Annotated in this window: 14 protein-coding genes; 10 read left to right on the forward strand and 4 right to left on the reverse strand. The window is 71.6% G+C overall.

The window, feature by feature from the left end; translation table 11 throughout:
- The first annotated feature begins 162 nt into the window (after nucleotides 1-162).
- The 6 genes from HMPREF9056_RS01070 to HMPREF9056_RS14950 all read left to right on the forward strand — a co-directional run bounded on the left by HMPREF9056_RS01070 (nucleotide 163) and on the right by HMPREF9056_RS14950 (nucleotide 6,225).
- The gene (locus HMPREF9056_RS01070) at nucleotides 163-1,899 is read left to right on the forward strand and encodes an ABC transporter substrate-binding protein (protein ID WP_009402059.1); all 1,737 of its coding nucleotides are present in this window, start codon (nucleotides 163-165) and stop codon (nucleotides 1,897-1,899) included.
- Between the two features lie 149 nt (nucleotides 1,900-2,048).
- Nucleotides 2,049-3,044, forward strand: a complete 996-nt coding sequence (locus tag HMPREF9056_RS01075) for an ABC transporter permease (protein ID WP_009402062.1) — start codon at nucleotides 2,049-2,051, stop codon at nucleotides 3,042-3,044.
- On the forward strand, nucleotides 3,041-5,584 hold the full coding sequence (gene nikE / locus HMPREF9056_RS01080; RefSeq protein WP_009402064.1) for a nickel ABC transporter ATP-binding protein NikE: 2,544 nt from the start codon (nucleotides 3,041-3,043) through the stop codon (nucleotides 5,582-5,584). The genes HMPREF9056_RS01075 and nikE overlap by 4 nt, the downstream gene beginning before the upstream one ends.
- A 25-nt stretch (nucleotides 5,585-5,609) precedes the next feature.
- The gene (locus tag HMPREF9056_RS01085) at nucleotides 5,610-5,930 is read left to right on the forward strand and encodes a nucleotidyltransferase family protein (RefSeq protein ID WP_034513275.1); all 321 of its coding nucleotides are present in this window, start codon (nucleotides 5,610-5,612) and stop codon (nucleotides 5,928-5,930) included.
- Entirely contained in the window at nucleotides 5,927-6,139 is a 213-nt protein-coding gene (locus HMPREF9056_RS14300) for a hypothetical protein (protein ID WP_009402069.1), read from the forward strand. Before HMPREF9056_RS01085 ends, HMPREF9056_RS14300 begins: the two co-directional genes overlap by 4 nt.
- Nucleotides 6,091-6,225 (forward strand): HepT-like ribonuclease domain-containing protein, encoded by a 135-nt coding sequence (locus HMPREF9056_RS14950; protein WP_087942151.1) that lies wholly within the window; start codon nucleotides 6,091-6,093, stop codon nucleotides 6,223-6,225. The genes HMPREF9056_RS14300 and HMPREF9056_RS14950 overlap by 49 nt, the downstream gene beginning before the upstream one ends.
- Nucleotides 6,226-6,292: 67 nt before the next feature.
- Here HMPREF9056_RS14950 and dapD read toward each other — a convergent pair whose 3' ends face one another.
- Nucleotides 6,293-7,276: a 2,3,4,5-tetrahydropyridine-2,6-dicarboxylate N-succinyltransferase gene (dapD, locus tag HMPREF9056_RS01095; protein ID WP_009402071.1), complete on the reverse strand. Its 984-nt coding sequence runs from the start codon at nucleotides 7,274-7,276 to the stop codon at nucleotides 6,293-6,295.
- Between the two features lie 61 nt (nucleotides 7,277-7,337).
- Here dapD and HMPREF9056_RS01100 point away from each other — a divergent pair, with 61 nt between their 5' ends.
- A complete protein-coding gene (locus HMPREF9056_RS01100; protein ID WP_009402073.1) occupies nucleotides 7,338-8,063 on the forward strand; it encodes a histidine phosphatase family protein in 726 nt (241 codons plus the stop codon).
- A complete protein-coding gene (locus HMPREF9056_RS01105) occupies nucleotides 8,060-8,842 on the forward strand; it encodes a hypothetical protein (protein ID WP_009402075.1) in 783 nt (260 codons plus the stop codon). The genes HMPREF9056_RS01100 and HMPREF9056_RS01105 overlap by 4 nt, the downstream gene beginning before the upstream one ends.
- A 36-nt stretch (nucleotides 8,843-8,878) precedes the next feature.
- Here the strand turns inward: HMPREF9056_RS01105 and HMPREF9056_RS01110 are convergent, their stop codons facing one another.
- Nucleotides 8,879-9,316 (reverse strand): PLD nuclease N-terminal domain-containing protein, encoded by a 438-nt coding sequence (locus HMPREF9056_RS01110; RefSeq protein WP_009402077.1) that lies wholly within the window; start codon nucleotides 9,314-9,316, stop codon nucleotides 8,879-8,881.
- Nucleotides 9,317-9,402: 86 nt separating this feature from the next.
- Between HMPREF9056_RS01110 and HMPREF9056_RS01115 the strand changes: the two genes are divergently transcribed.
- Nucleotides 9,403-10,785 carry an AMP-binding protein gene (locus HMPREF9056_RS01115; RefSeq protein WP_009402079.1) on the forward strand — a complete coding sequence of 461 codons (1,383 nt, stop codon included), beginning with the start codon at nucleotides 9,403-9,405 and terminating at the stop codon, nucleotides 10,783-10,785.
- Here HMPREF9056_RS01115 and HMPREF9056_RS01120 read toward each other — a convergent pair.
- Together HMPREF9056_RS01120 and HMPREF9056_RS01125 are read right to left on the reverse strand one after the other, a co-directional pair.
- The gene (locus HMPREF9056_RS01120; RefSeq protein ID WP_009402080.1) at nucleotides 10,769-11,701 is read right to left on the reverse strand and encodes a PfkB family carbohydrate kinase; all 933 of its coding nucleotides are present in this window, start codon (nucleotides 11,699-11,701) and stop codon (nucleotides 10,769-10,771) included. The two genes, HMPREF9056_RS01115 and HMPREF9056_RS01120, sit on opposite strands and share 17 nt — an antisense overlap.
- Nucleotides 11,698-12,729: an ADP-ribosylglycohydrolase family protein gene (locus HMPREF9056_RS01125; RefSeq protein WP_034513341.1), complete on the reverse strand. Its 1,032-nt coding sequence runs from the start codon at nucleotides 12,727-12,729 to the stop codon at nucleotides 11,698-11,700. The genes HMPREF9056_RS01120 and HMPREF9056_RS01125 overlap by 4 nt, the downstream gene beginning before the upstream one ends.
- Before the next feature lie 210 nt (nucleotides 12,730-12,939).
- Here HMPREF9056_RS01125 and HMPREF9056_RS01130 point away from each other — a divergent pair, with 210 nt between their 5' ends.
- Nucleotides 12,940-13,923: a 1,4-dihydroxy-2-naphthoate polyprenyltransferase gene (locus HMPREF9056_RS01130; RefSeq protein WP_009402082.1), complete on the forward strand. Its 984-nt coding sequence runs from the start codon at nucleotides 12,940-12,942 to the stop codon at nucleotides 13,921-13,923.
- Nucleotides 13,924-13,929 lie beyond the last annotated feature (6 nt).

Raw genomic sequence — 13,929 nt, forward strand, 5'->3', positions numbered from 1 at the left:
TATTTCATAGTCCCGGCTCAGGCATGCGCTCGGACATCTCGCGCTCGCCGTCCGCCTGAGGCGCGGTGTCCGCGCCGGCGGCCTCTGCGCCCAGGGTGAACGGCCCAGCAGCGCGATAATCTTGCCCAGGAAGTAGGAACTCCCTGGACGAAAGGACCAGCCGTGCCCATCGAGGTCTCACCCCGCTGGCCCGGCCCCACCCGCCGCCAGGTCCTGGCCGGGGGCGCCGCCGGCCTCGCCTCGCTGCTGGCCGCCTCCGGTTGCTCCAGGAGCGCCGCCGGCCCACGTCTGCTGACGATCCCGCGCGAGGACATGGGCACCTTCACCCGCAACTTCAATCCCTTCACCACCAACAGCGCCCCCATGACCGGGCAGGCGATCTACGAGCCCCTCCTCATCGTCAATCCCCTCAGCGGCGAGATCACCCCCTGGCTCGCCGAGTCCTGGGCCATGTCCGACGACGCCGCCTCCCTCACCTTCCACCTGCGCCCCGGCGTGACCTGGTCCGACGGCAGGCCCCTGGTCGCCAAGGACGTCGTCACCACCTTCGCCGTCCACCGCGCCGTCGCCGGCGGCTACGACTATCTCGACTCCGTCACCGCCAACAACGCCACCGCCGTCACCCTCACCTTCACCCGCCCCAACTCTGTCGCCCTGCAGGAGCTCGGCAGCCAGCTCATCGCCCCCGACCACGTGTGGTCCGCCATCTCCGAGCCCGCCAAGTACCCCAACCCCGCCCCCATCGCCACCGGCCCCTTCACCAAGGTCACCAGCTTCCAGACCCAGTCCTTCGACCTCATGCCCAACCCCACCTACTGGGGCAGTAACCATCAGGGCGACGACGCCAGCGCCTCCGGTGATGACCCCACCGGCACCCCCAGCACCGGCCACACCGCCGACCACACCTCGCTCCCCGGCATCCGCATGCTGGCCTTCGCCGGCAACGACAGTGCCAACCTGGCCGCCGTCAGCGGCGACGTCGACTGGGCGCCCCAGTACATGGCCGACATCCAGACCGCCTACATCGACAAGGACCCCGCCCACCGCCACTACTGGTTCCCCGGCGCCGACTCCACCATCCAGTGGACCCTCAACACCACCAAGGCCCCCTACAACGACCCCGCCTTCCGCAAGGCCCTCAGCCAGGCCATCGACCGCAAGACCATCTGCGCCACCGGCATGTCCGGCTATGCCCAGCCCGCCGACCCCACCGGCCTGGGGGAGGGCTTCCGGGCCTGGAAGGACCCGGCCGTGGCCGCCCTGCCGCTGTGCACCTATGACAAGGCCGCCGCCACCGCCGCCCTCGACGCCGCCGGCTACCGGCTGGGGGCCGACTCCAAGCGCATGGACCTGAACGGCAAGCCGTTGGCCCTGACGATCCAGGTGGGTTCGACGTCGTCGGACTGGCTCAGTGTCGCCCGGATCATTGTCCAGAACCTCGCCGACATCGGCATCAGTGCCACCGTCGACTCACCGGACTGGACCGAGGTCACCGCCGCCCTGGAGACCGGTACCTTCGAGACCGCCGTGTGCTGGTCCTCCCTGGGCGCCACCCCGTACACCTACTACGAGGCGACCATGAGCACCCAGAAGGTCAAGCCCATCGGCACCCACGCCCTGGAGAACTACCACCGCTTCGGTGACGAGCAGGCCACCGCCCTGCTCGGCCAGCTCGCCGCCACCACCGACCAGGCCCGCCAGATCGAGATCTGCCACCAGATCCAGCAGCGCTACGCCGACCAGCTCCCCGTCATCCCCCTGTTCCCCGGGCCTGTCTGGGGTGCCTACACCGACGAGCACTTCACCGGCTGGCCCAGCCAGGACAACCCCTACGCCTCACTGAGCACCCGTGCCGCCACCACCGTCCTGGTCCTCAACTCCCTTCGGCCCCGCGCCTGAGCCGTCGTCTCAGGGCCCTCGCCCCGCACCGGCGGGGCCGCGCGCGACTACCGGGCTCTCAGCCGAAGCGGGGACACTGTCCCGGGCGGTCGGCCGAGCCGCCCGCAGCAACCTACCGCTCATGCCCGGGAAGGAGGGGACACACACCGGTGGCCTACATCCTCAAGCGCCTGGGCTACTACCTCCTGGCCTTCTGGGCCTCGATCACCCTCAACTTCCTCCTGCCCCGGCTCATGCCCGGCGACCCCGTCTCACGCATGCTCGCCCGCTCCGGCGCCCGCCTCACCGAGACACAGGCCCTCCAGCTGCGCCGGCTGCTCGGGCTCGACGACGCACCCCTGTGGCAGCAGTACCTCGGGTACCTCCGATCCGTCCTCACCGGGGACCTGGGCGTGTCCATCTCCCGGTTCCCGGCCCCCGTCAGTGAGGTCATCGGCAGCCAGATCGGCTGGACCATCCTGCTGGGCGGCGTCGCCCTGGTCATCGCTGCGCTGGCCGGCAGCCTGCTGGGGATCCTGGCAGCCTGGCGGCGCGGGGGAGCGGCCGACTCGGTCCTCGTACCCCTCCTGGTCCTCCTGGGCTCCTTCCCCTACTTCTGGTTGGCCATGGGCGCCCTCTACGTCCTGGGCCTGGAGCTGGGTTGGTTCCCGCTGCGCCACGCCTACACGGCCGGGAGCGTCGTCGACTGGTCCAGCCCGGTCTTCCTGGCCGACGTCGCCCAGCACCTCGCGCTTCCGGCCCTCACCATCGTGGCGGTCTCCCTGGGCGGCTGGGCCCTGGGGACGCGCAACACGATGATCGCCACCGCCTCCCAGGACTACATCCTCCTGGCCGAGGCCAAGGGGCTCACGCGCTCGCGGATCATGCTGCGCTACGCCGCCCGCAACGCCATGCTGCCCACAGTGACCAACATCGGCATGTCGTTCGGCTTCATCGTCGGCGGCTCGATGCTCACCGAGGTCGTCTTCGCCTACCCAGGCATCGGCTACCAGCTCTTCAGTGCCGTGGGTGCCCTGGACTACCCGCTCATGCAGGGCATCTTCCTGACCATCACCGCCGCCGTCCTGGCCGCGAACCTCCTGGTGGACCTCGTCTACGTCCGCCTCGACCCCCGCGTGCGCGCCGGCGGTCCGGGGGAGACATGAGACCGATCCGACGGCGCAGCAGCCCCCTGACCGACCTGCTCGCCTCCCTGATCGGCTCCCGACGGGCCCGGGCCGGGGCGGGGATCCTCGCTCTGCTCGTCATCGCGGCACTCCTGGCTCCCGTCGTCAGCCCCGGCGACCCCGCCCGCATCACGGACGCGCCGGCCGCCGCCCCGAGCCCCGCCCACTGGCTCGGCGTGACGCCCAAGGGGCAGGACGTGCTCGCCATGACCCTGTGGGGCGCCCGCTCCTCCCTGGCCGTGGGCCTGGGCGCCGGAGTCCTGGCGACCCTCGTGGCCCTCGTCGTCGGCCTGGCCTCGGCCTACGCGGGGCGCGCGGTCGATGGCCTGCTGTCCGTGGTCACCAACGTCTTCCTCCTGCTGCCGGGGCTGCCGCTGCTCGTCGTCCTGGCCGCCTACATGCCGCCGGGGTGGGCCAGTACTCTCATCGTCCTCGTCATCACCGGCTGGGCCGGGGCCGCCCGCGTCCTGCGCGCCCAGGCCATGAGCCTGCGCGGCACGGACTTCGTTGAGGCCGCCATCGTCAACGGGGAGCGGCCGGTGCGGGTCATGGTGGGGGAGATGCTGCCCAATATGGCCTCGGTCGTCATGTCCACGCTGCTGGGCTGCGTCAACGCCGCCATCGGCGCCCAGGCCGGGCTCGAGTTCCTAGGACTGGGCCCCTCCGGCTCCGTGTCCTGGGGCACCAACCTCTACTGGGCCGCCACCGACGGCGCACTCATGACTGGACGCTGGTGGACCTTCGTGCCCTCTGGCCTCGCCATCGCGCTGGTCGCCTACGCCCTGGCCCTCATCAACGCCGGTGTTGACGAGGCCACCAACCCCCGTCTGCGCCGCGTCGATCTCGGGGAGCCTGACAGGCGGCGACCCCCGACTCGACCTGTCGAGCCGGACAGCGGTGACCGCGCCGTCCCTGAGCCGGTCCTGCACATCGAGGACCTGAGCGTCGAGTACGACGCCGGTGAGCGCTCCGGCGCAGGTGGCCGCGTCGTCGGCGTCGACCGGTTCAGCCTCACTGTAGGGCGCGGTGAGGTGGTGGGCCTGGCCGGTCCCTCCGGCTGTGGCAAGACGACGGTCGCAGCCGCGATCATGCGGCTCCTGGGTCCCACGGCGCGCATCACCGGTGGCCGCATCACGGTGAGCGGGTGCGACGTGCCGGCCCTGGAGACGGGCGAGCTGCGCCGGCTGCGCTGGCGGGAGGTCGCCATCGTCCCCCAAGCCGCCATGAACGCCCTCAACCCCGTCATCACCATCGGCGAGCAGATCGCTGACATCCTCACCACCCACGAGGGCCTGCGACGCCGCCCCGCACTTGAGCGCGCCGCCGAGCTGCTCGACGCTGTCCGCGTCCCGACCGGCCGCCTGCGCTCCCACCCCCACCAGCTCTCCGGCGGGCAGCGCCAGCGCGTCGTCATCGCCATGGCCCTGGCGCTGAAGCCCCGTCTGCTCATCCTGGACGAGCCGACCACGGCCCTCGACGTCGTCGTCCAGCGCGAGATCATGGAGCTGGTCCTCGACCTCAGGGCGCGTCTGGGCTTCTCCGTCCTGCTCATCACCCATGACCTGTCCCTCATGGCCGGCACCTGCGACCGCATCGGTGTCATGGAGGCGGGCCGCCTCGTGGAGGAAGGACCGGCCGCCAGTGTCCTCGGGTCTCCTTTCCACCCGGCCACAAGGGCTCTTGTCGCCGGGCTGCCGGGCCGTCCCGGCCCCGGCCACAGAACGGAGGCGCCGGCCGAGCCGATCCTTGAGGTCGAGGGACTGTGCAAGGACTTCCCCGCCGGGGGACTGCTCTCACGGCGCAGTATCCGTGCGCTCGACGGCGTCGACCTGACTCTGAACCGCGGCGAGATCCTCGCCCTGGTGGGGCGGACCGGCTCGGGCAAGTCGACGCTCGCCCGCATCATCTCGCGCCTGGAGAGCCCCACCGCCGGGCGTCTCCTCCTGGACGGGCGCGACGTTCTGGCCAGCGAGCCGCACCGAGCCTCACAGCGATACCGCAACCGGGTGCAGATGGTCTTCCAGGATCCCTTCGCCTCCCTCAATCCCGCCCGTACCGTAGGGCACACGCTGGGGCGGGCCCTCGCCCTGCACCGGAGCGTGTCGGAATCCGACGGGGGAGCCGCCGAGCTGCTGGACGTCGTCGGCCTGGAGCCCGGCTTAGTGGGGGCGCGCCCCCACGAGCTCTCCGGCGGGCAGCGTCAACGCGTGGCCATCGCCCGGGCCCTGGCCCGTGAGCCCGAGGTGCTGGTGGCCGACGAGCCCACCTCGATGCTGGATGCCCCGCTGCGCGCCGGCATCCTCGACCTGCTGGCACAGCTGCGTGACGAACGGGGCCTGTCCATCCTCTACATCACTCACGACCTGGCCTCGGCCCGCTACCTCGCCGACACGACGGCGGTGCTTCAGACGGGCCGCCTCGTGGAGACCGGCCCCACGGCCGAGCTCATGGAGCACCCCACCCACCCCTGTACCCGGCTCCTCCTGGGCTCGGCGTTGGTAAGTCAGCGTGAGGCCTAGCGGCTATGACTTGTACCATAGGACGATGAGCATGATGACGGCTGAGACGGCCGCCCTTCGGCGGACGATTGACGAGCATCGGCAGGAGTTGGTCGAGGTACTGCACCAGTACGGTGCTAGTAACCCGCGCCTGTTCGGCTCAGTTGCTCGAGGTGATGCGACGGAGAACAGTGACATCGATGTCATCGTCGATCTCAATGCTGGTGGAGGCAGCGTGCTATTGCGCCTCGGTGGTATCACTGAGGGCTTCCGACAAGCGCTCAATCATCCGGTTGACGTGGTCTCCTCCGAGATCTTGCGAGACTCGGTTCACTCCACCGCCATGACTGATGCAGTAGCTCTATGACTCGTCCTGAGACAGAACGGATCGCAGACATCCTGGCGGCAATTCAGGCGTGCCGTACCTATCGTCCTTTTCTGGAGGAGGCGGACTCGCGTCTGGCGGAGATGGCGCTGGATGCAGTACTGCGCGACATCCTGAGGTGGACTGGCGAGCCGTCGTCGGAATGCGGCATGTTCTGGTTCATCAGTACTTCGACATCAACGTGTCTGTAGTCCTCGATGTCGTGGACCAGGAGCTCACACCCTTCGAAGAAGCTCTGATCAAAGCCAGACGTGCGGAAGGGGGAAGTCCTAACTGAGTAGATCGACACGATGCGATCCACTGGCCAGGATCCCACTAGCCAGTAAGGAAACTGCCTCAGCGGCTCACTGGTTGGCATGCAGCGCGGAGTTCAGCTCGATGCCCTTGCCGCCGCGGGCCAGCGCCTCGACGGCACCGGACTGGGAGTTGCGGCGGAACAGGACGTTGGAGGCACCGGCCAGCTCGCGGGCCGAGACCACGCGCGGCTCCTTGAACAGGCCGTGGCTTCCGGGCACCACGCCACCCTGCGGCATGAGCGAGACCTTCGTACCGGCCGTCAGGTACAGGCCCGCCTCGACGACGCAGTCGTCACCCAACGGGATCCCCAGACCCGAGTTGGCACCCAGCAGGCAGCGCTCGCCCAGCGCCACCCGCTGGCGTCCACCGCCCGAGAGCATGCCCATCGTGGAAGCGCCGCCTCCGACGTCGGAGCCGTCACCGATGACAACGCCCTGCGAGACGCGGCCCTCGACCATGGAACGCCCCAGCGTCCCGGCGTTGTAGTTGACGAAGCCGGCGTGCATGACCGTGGTGCCCTCGGAGAGGTAGGCGCCCAGTCTCACGTTCGCGGCGTTGCCGATGCGTACGCCCGAGGGCAGGACGTAGTCGGTCATACGGGGGAACTTGTCCACCGAGTGCACCTGGACGGGGCGGCCCACGGCGGCGCGAAGGCGCATGCGGGTGGTCTCGAAGTCCTCGGCGCGACAGGGACCGGCGGAGGTCCAGACCACGTTGGGCAGCCGGGAGAAGATTCCGTCCAGGTTGATGGTGTTGGGCTTGGCCAGTCGGTGGGACAGGGCGTGCAGGCGCAGATAGGCGCCGGCCACGGTCTGAGGGGCGTCGTCGAGGTCGGCCCAGGTGCGCACCACGGTGGTGTGCACGCCCCGGGCCTCGTCGCGACGCTCCATGGCGCTCAGGGTCCCCAGGAGATCGGCGTGCCCGTCCTCGGGCTCGTCGCCGAGGACCGGGCGGGGGTACCACACGTCAAGGGTGTTGCCGTCGTCGGTCACGGTCGCCAGACCGAGACCCCATGCGCTGCGAGTCGTCATGCGGAACACCCTACGGGACCCGGTGGCTGACCGTCGCCGGAGAGCGTGCGAGAATCACCGCATGGCGCGCACGACGATCCACCTCATGCGGCACGGCGAGGTGCACAACCCCGAGGGCATCCTCTACGGCCGCCTGCCCGGCTACCACCTCTCGGCCCTGGGCCACCAGATGGCCCAGCAGGTCGCCGACGTCCTGTCCGCCTCCGGCCACGACATCACCCGGGTCACCACCTCGCCCCTGGAGCGGGCCCGCGAGTCCGGAGCCCCCACCGCCGCAGCCTTCGGCCTGGCGCCGACGATGGACCCCCGGCTCATCGAGGCCGGCAACAGCTTCGAGGGCGTCGCCGTCAACCGCAACCGCTGGAGCCTGGCCCACCCCGCCTACTGGTCCAGCTACGTCAACCCGCTGCGCCCCTCCTGGGGGGAGCCCTACCGCGAGATCGTCGAGCGCATGCGCGGCGCCGTCGTCTCCGCGCTCGACGCTGCCGAGGGCCACGAGGCGCTCCTCGTCTCCCACCAGCTGCCCATCTGGTCGCTGCGCCTCTTCCTGGAGGGGCGCCCGCTGGCCCACGACCCGCGCCGACGCCAGTGCGCTCTTGCCTCCTTGACCTCACTGACCTTCGAAGGCCGCACCCTGGTGGGGCTGGCCTACTGGGAGCCCGCCGGGGACCTGCTGCGCCAGGCCCTCGACATGGTGCCCGGTGCCTCCGCCGCCCAGGCCGCCGTCGGCCTTTCTCTCCGCGCCGACAGCGACAACAGCACCGCCAGCACCGAGGCGGCGCGGTGACCCAGCAGCCGCCCTCGCGGCCGGCCGGCGGTGAGCTGGTGCGCACCGGCAGCCAGATCGCCACGTCCGGTGAGGTCATCCGACCCGGCCGCCCGCGTCCCACCCCGCGTCGGCCATGGACCGGGCAGGACTTCGTGTGGTGGCACACCGCCGCCGTCCTGACCGCCACCCGCCAGGGCCGGCGTCCCAACCCGGTCTCGCCCACCATCGACCCCGTGCGCCCCACCCTGGGATCCGGCGAGGTCATGCTGGCCACCTGCGACGCCGAGCTGCTCCTGTGGCGGCGCGGTGACGCCACCTACAACCCCTCCCGAGGTTTCTTCCTGGCCGGTGGACCGGTCGGCCTGGCCCTGACGGCCGCCTTCTTCGGCGGGCAGGCCTACCTCAACCACCGGCGTCGTCGCGCCGCCGAGGCCGACGCCGTCGAGAAGTGGCGCCACCTGGCAGGAGCCCGGCTGACCGTCTCCACCCACGGCATCTACCTGGGCACGGGGGAGGGCGTCATGCCCATCTCCTACGCAGACGTCCAGGAGGTCCGGCTCACCGCTACCGGCGAGATCGTCATCGCCGCCGCCAACGCCTCCGGCTCGGTGCGTCTCAAGATCCGCGCCCAGTGGGCCGAGCTCGTCCTCATCCTGTGGGCGGTGCGCTACATGCCCGAGCACCCCCAGATCGTGGGGCGCACCTGGATCCCCGGCGACTGGCTCATCCACGCCGCCGCCCACGGCTACGACGTCGACACCGCCCCCTGGCCCCGGGCGCGGACAGCCCTGCCCTGAGATCCCCGAGACCGTCCGCGTCCGGGTGCCTCGGTCTCAGTGCTGGTCGGTACCCGAGCGGTCGGAGTCGCCCGCCTCCCCGGCATCGGGCTCCTCGGCGTCATTGCCGGCATCACCGCTGCTGGCGGACTCCTTCGGGTGGTGCTTACGACGGCGGATGTCCTGCTCCAGGTCCCGCAGGAACTCCGGGTCGTCGTCGGGAGCCATGGGCCGGGCCCGCTGCGGGCGACGGAAGATCGTCCCCTCCTTGGACGACCACACGGTGGGCTCCACATAGCCGCCGCGCTCCTCAGCGGCCTTGACCCGCGAGACGATGATCCAGGCGATCGGACCGATGGTCGGGAACAGCACGATGAGGGTGATCCACAGGAACTTCGGCATCCGCGCCGGCATGCTCTCCTCCGGCGTGCGCGCGCAGTCCAGCAGGGCGTACAGCGTCAGGGCGAGCACCAGGACGATGAGGACGATACGCATGGGCCAACCCTAACCGAGCCGACCGGTCCCGCAGACCCCTGCACCTGCGCATACCCCTCCCTGCGAAGGCGTGGCACGATCATCCCGTGTCCAGCCCGCCCGCTTTTCGTCTCCTTGTCGGCGGAACCGCCCCCGACGACGTCGCCGCCCTGCGCGCCGCCGTCGCCGAGCGCCTGGCCCAGCGCGGCCTGCTCCCGCCCCATGGAGACCGTCCGGCCGCCGTCACCGGCACCACCGACCACAGGGAGGACGGAGGAGGGGGCACCGCGCGTCCTCTTGCGCTGCTCGTACCCGTCGGCTCTGACGAGAACCCCGATCAGGTCCGGGCCGACCTGGCCGGCCGCATCGCTCAGGTGCCCCCGCGCGCCGACCTGGTCCTGCGCACCTCCGGCTCCACCACCGGCACCGGCCGGCTCATCGCCATGAGCGCCGCGGCCTTGGCGGCCTCCGCCCGCGCCACCCACGAGCGCCTGGGCGGCCCCGGCACCTGGCTCCTGCCCCTGCCCGCCCACCACGTCGCCGGGCTGCAGATCCTCGTGCGGTCCCTCCTGTCGGGAACGGCACCGGTGGTGGTCGACGCGAGCACAGGATTCAGCCCGACGGCGCTCGCCGAGGCCCTGCGCTCCGTCCGGGCCCCGACGGACCCATCGGTCGGCTCGGATGCCCCCCGCCTCTACACCTCCCTGGTCCCCACCCAGCTGGTGCGCGTCCTGCGGGACCCTGCGGCGAGCCGGGCCCTGGCGGAGGCCGACGCCGTTCTCCTGGGCGGCGCCGCCGCCGATCCGGCGCTGCTGGCCCGGGCCCGGCGGGCCGGCATCACCGTGGTCACCAGCTACGGCATGAGTGAGACCGGCGGTGGCTGTGTCTACGACGGCCGTCCCCTGGGCGGCGTCGAGCTCGCCATCCAGGATCCCGACGCCGACGGCGCCGGCCGCATTCTCATCTCCGGACCGGTCCTCGCCGAGGGCTACCTGCACCCCGCCGACCGGATGCCCGGCGCCGCCGAGGACTTTCATGAGAGCGCCGGCAGACGCCTCCTGGCCACCTCCGATCGTGGCCGCCTGCGCCCCGACGGGCGCCTGGAGGTCCTGGGGCGCCTGGACGACGTCATCATCACCGGCGGCGTCAAGGTCGAGCCCCGCCGCGTGGAGGAGGCCCTCACCAGCATCGACGCCGTTGCCGAGGCATGCGTCGTCGGCCTGCCCGATGAGCAGTGGGGCAGCGTCGTGGCCGCCGCCGTCGTGCTCGAACCGGGCGGGCAGCGGGGCGGCTCGAACCGGTGGGACACTGCCGCCCTGCGCACGATGGCCCGTGGCCGGCTGGACGGTGCCCACACCCCCAAACGGGTCGTGGCCCTGGAGGCCCTGCCGCTGCGTCCCAGCGGGAAGGTCGACCGGCGCGCGGTCGCCCGGCTCATCGCCGCGGCTGCAGCCGACGGAGCTGCGGAACCCTCTACACCAGGGCCCTGATCTCGCCCTCGCTCGGGCAGGTGGCCGGGCCGAAGCGCGTGGTCGTCAGGGCACCGGCCACATTCGCCCAGCGCAGAGCCGTCGGCAGGTCGACGCCGCGGGCCAGGGCCGCGGCCAAGACACCGGAGTGCGCGTCCCCGGCCCCGTTGGTGTCCACCGGGGTCACCGGGATGCTCGGGGTATGAGCCGTCTCGCCGCCGTCGGAGAACCAGGAGCCCTGTTCCCCGGCCCGCACCAGCACCGTGCCGAGCCGACCCGATAGCGCCTCGCAGACACCGGTGTGGTCACCGGCCTCCACCCGCAGCCCCAGGCGGTCGGCGAGCAGCCCGGCCTCACGCTCATTGAGCGACCAGATCGGCCCCAGCGCACCGAGGCGTTCCAGCGAGCTCATGGGGACCGAACCGACCATGGGGGAGACGTCGAACAGTGCTGTGCACCCCGTCCGGGCCTCGGTCAGTCTCCCGGCCAACCGCTCCAGCGCGGTCCTGGAGGCCTCGTCGGCCAGGGAGTAGCCGGAGAGGCAGACGACGTCGTCGCCGGCCACCTCCAGGTGATCGAAGGCGTCGACCGGGCCTCGGGTCTCGGCCCCGCAGGTGGAGATGAAGGTGCGCTCGGCCCGCGCGTCGGTCATGGCCACGCAGTAGCCCTGGTCGCCCGGTGCGATCGGGCCGATGTGGTCCACCCCGATCTCCTTCAGCGCCTGACGGGCCGCCTCGGCGAAGGGGCCCGCGCCCAGCGGCCCGGCGTACAGGGTCTCAACGCTCAGCCTGCGGGCAGCGGCCAGCACGTTGAAGCCGCCGCCGACGGCCATGGCGGACTCGTCGGCGAACACGTCACCGCCCGGCTCGGGAATCGCCTCGATGCGCAGGGTCAGATCGATGACGACCTGACCGGTGTGAATGACCCGTCCCGTCATGGCTGCCTCTGCCCCGCAACGGTCTCCCGGGGCCTCCCGGCGCCGCGACGGATCGCCAGCAGTGCCTCGCAGAGCAGGCCGAGGTCCAGGTCGGAGCGCTCCAGCACCCGATGGACCGGCTCGGCGGGAAGAAGACGGGGCGCGCTTGCCCCCAGGACCGCACCGGCCATCGCGGCGATGGTGTCGGTGTCGCCCCCGAGCTCGGCGGCGAAGCACAGCCCGTCCAGGGGCCGCCGCGCGAACTCGCGCACGATGACCAGGGCACAGGGGACCGACTCCGCCGACTCCACCGAGGTTCCGACGTAGGCTCGCAGGTGCTCGGCCAGGGCGTCCCCGTGCAGGCCCTGACTCGTCTCCAGGGCCAGACGGGTGCGGGCAGCGACGGAGGCCTTCTCCGTCCAGTGGCCGTTTTGAGGGTGAGCGGCCACGAAGTCCAGCGCCGCCTCCAGGGCCCTGGCGGCGTCGGCTCCGTCGATGGCCGCGCTGACCGCTGCGGCGATGAGTCCGGCCGCCTCGAAGCCCTGCCGGGTGTCGTGGGTGACCAGGCAGGAGGCGTGAACGGCCTGGGCCAGCGCGTCGCCGTTGGTGGTCAGGGAGAAGGCGATACCCACCGGGGCGACCCGCATCGCGGCGCCGTTGGTAGTGCCCTCCCGACCGGTGCGGCGAGGGTCGGCGCCGGCGCGCACCTGCTCGAGGGCGTGCTTGGTGGAGGGCCCCAGCAGGTCCAGGGAGCCGCGGGCGCGCATGTCGTCCTCCCAGGTCAGGAGGGCCTCGGCGAGTCGGTGGGGGTCGATGCGGCCGCCGCCGTCGGTGAGGAGACCGGCTAGGATGAGGGCCTGCTCGGTGTCATCGGTGACGCTGCCCGCAGGCATGGAGGGGGCGACGGGCTGCTCGGCGACGGCGTCGTGCAGCCCGGTGATCGCGCCGTAGTACCGGCGTATCTGTGCCGGGCTCATGGACTGGGTGGGCATGCCCAGTGCGTCGCCGAGGGCCAGGCCGGTCAGCGCCCCCAGGGCGCGCTCGTGTATCGAGGACCCAGTCGCCTCGGGGGCGGGCCCGTCTGCGGGAGTGCGAGGACTGGGATCGGCTTGTCTCACGGAGGTCTTCCTGATGGCGAGGGGCGCCGGCTGCTTCGCCGGCTGAGGTGCGGGTCCCTGCGCCGGCGCCGGTAGCGGCCACGGCGCTGGTAGGGTCGCTGCCGCCCACCCTAGAGGAATGTTGGAGGATCGGAGGAAGCCGTGAGCGGCGACAATGGCGGAAGAGCGCAGGACGGCGGATCCCGCCGCGCCACCGGCTGGGCCGAGGTGGTGCGCCTGCGCACCCTGCCGGCCGCCGTCGCCCCCGTCATCCTGGGCGCAGGGGCCGCCGCCGCGACGGGGGACCTCGTGGTGGTGCGAACCCTCTTGGCTGCAGGCGTGGCCCTGGCGCTGCAGATTGGCTGCAACCTGGCCAACGACTACTCCGACGGCGTGCGCGGCACCGACGATGATCGCACCGGGCCGCCGCGTCTGACCGCCTCCGGCCAGGTCGCCCCCGGCGTAGTCAAGCTCGCCGCCTTCGGCTGCTTCGGGCTGGGAGGTCTCCTGGGCCTGGTCCTGGTGGTGCTGAGCGGCCAGTGGTGGCTGCTCGCCGTCGGCGCTGCGGCGATCGCGGCCGCCTGGTTCTACACCGGCGGCGCCCGTCCGTATGGCTACGCCGGCCTGGGGGAGGTGTTCGTCTTCATCTTCTTCGGCCTCGTGGCCACTGTGGGCACCACCTACGTCCAGGCCGATACGGTACCGGGGTGGCTGTGGCCCTCGGCCTGTGGAATCGGCCTGCTCGCCTGCTCCCTGCTCATGGTCAACAACCTGCGCGACATCGATACCGACCCCGCCCACGGCAAGATGACCCTGGCCGTCCGCCTGGGGGAGGCGGGTGCGCGGCGCGCCTTCTCAACCATGCTCCACCTCCCCCTGCTGCTGGGGGCCGTCTCCCTGGTGTGGGCTCGTGAGACCGGATCGGCCAGTCCCGCCGACGGCGGAGGCCACATCAGCCCGCTGCTGACGCTGGTCATCGCACTGGCTGCCCCGCTCCTGCTGCTTCCGCTGGTCCGGCGTGCGACCGCCCCGGTCCGCGCCGGTGCCAGGGGCCGCGACCTCATCGGCTCCCTGCGTGACGTCGGGCTCCTGGAGCTCGCCTACGGCATCGTCTTCGCCGCGGCCACCGTCCTCATCACCCTGTGAGCCCGG

Origin of the sequence: Actinomyces sp. oral taxon 170 str. F0386 (genome assembly GCF_000195595.1) — a bacterium.
In the GTDB taxonomy this organism is placed as follows: domain Bacteria; phylum Actinomycetota; class Actinomycetes; order Actinomycetales; family Actinomycetaceae; genus Actinomyces.

Coding starts and splice junctions, on each gene's coding strand:
- HMPREF9056_RS01085 (WP_034513275.1), top strand. CDS start 5,610: ATGAGCATGATGACGGCTGAGACGGCCGCCCTTCGGCGGACGATTGAC.
- nikE (WP_009402064.1), top strand. CDS start 3,041: ATGAGACCGATCCGACGGCGCAGCAGCCCCCTGACCGACCTGCTCGCC.
- HMPREF9056_RS14300 (WP_009402069.1), top strand. CDS start 5,927: ATGACTCGTCCTGAGACAGAACGGATCGCAGACATCCTGGCGGCAATT.
- HMPREF9056_RS01100 (WP_009402073.1), top strand. CDS start 7,338: ATGGCGCGCACGACGATCCACCTCATGCGGCACGGCGAGGTGCACAAC.
- HMPREF9056_RS14950 (WP_087942151.1), top strand. CDS start 6,091: ATGCGGCATGTTCTGGTTCATCAGTACTTCGACATCAACGTGTCTGTA.
- HMPREF9056_RS01110 (WP_009402077.1), bottom strand. CDS start 9,316: ATGCGTATCGTCCTCATCGTCCTGGTGCTCGCCCTGACGCTGTACGCC.
- dapD (WP_009402071.1), bottom strand. CDS start 7,276: ATGACGACTCGCAGCGCATGGGGTCTCGGTCTGGCGACCGTGACCGAC.
- HMPREF9056_RS01120 (WP_009402080.1), bottom strand. CDS start 11,701: ATGACGGGACGGGTCATTCACACCGGTCAGGTCGTCATCGATCTGACC.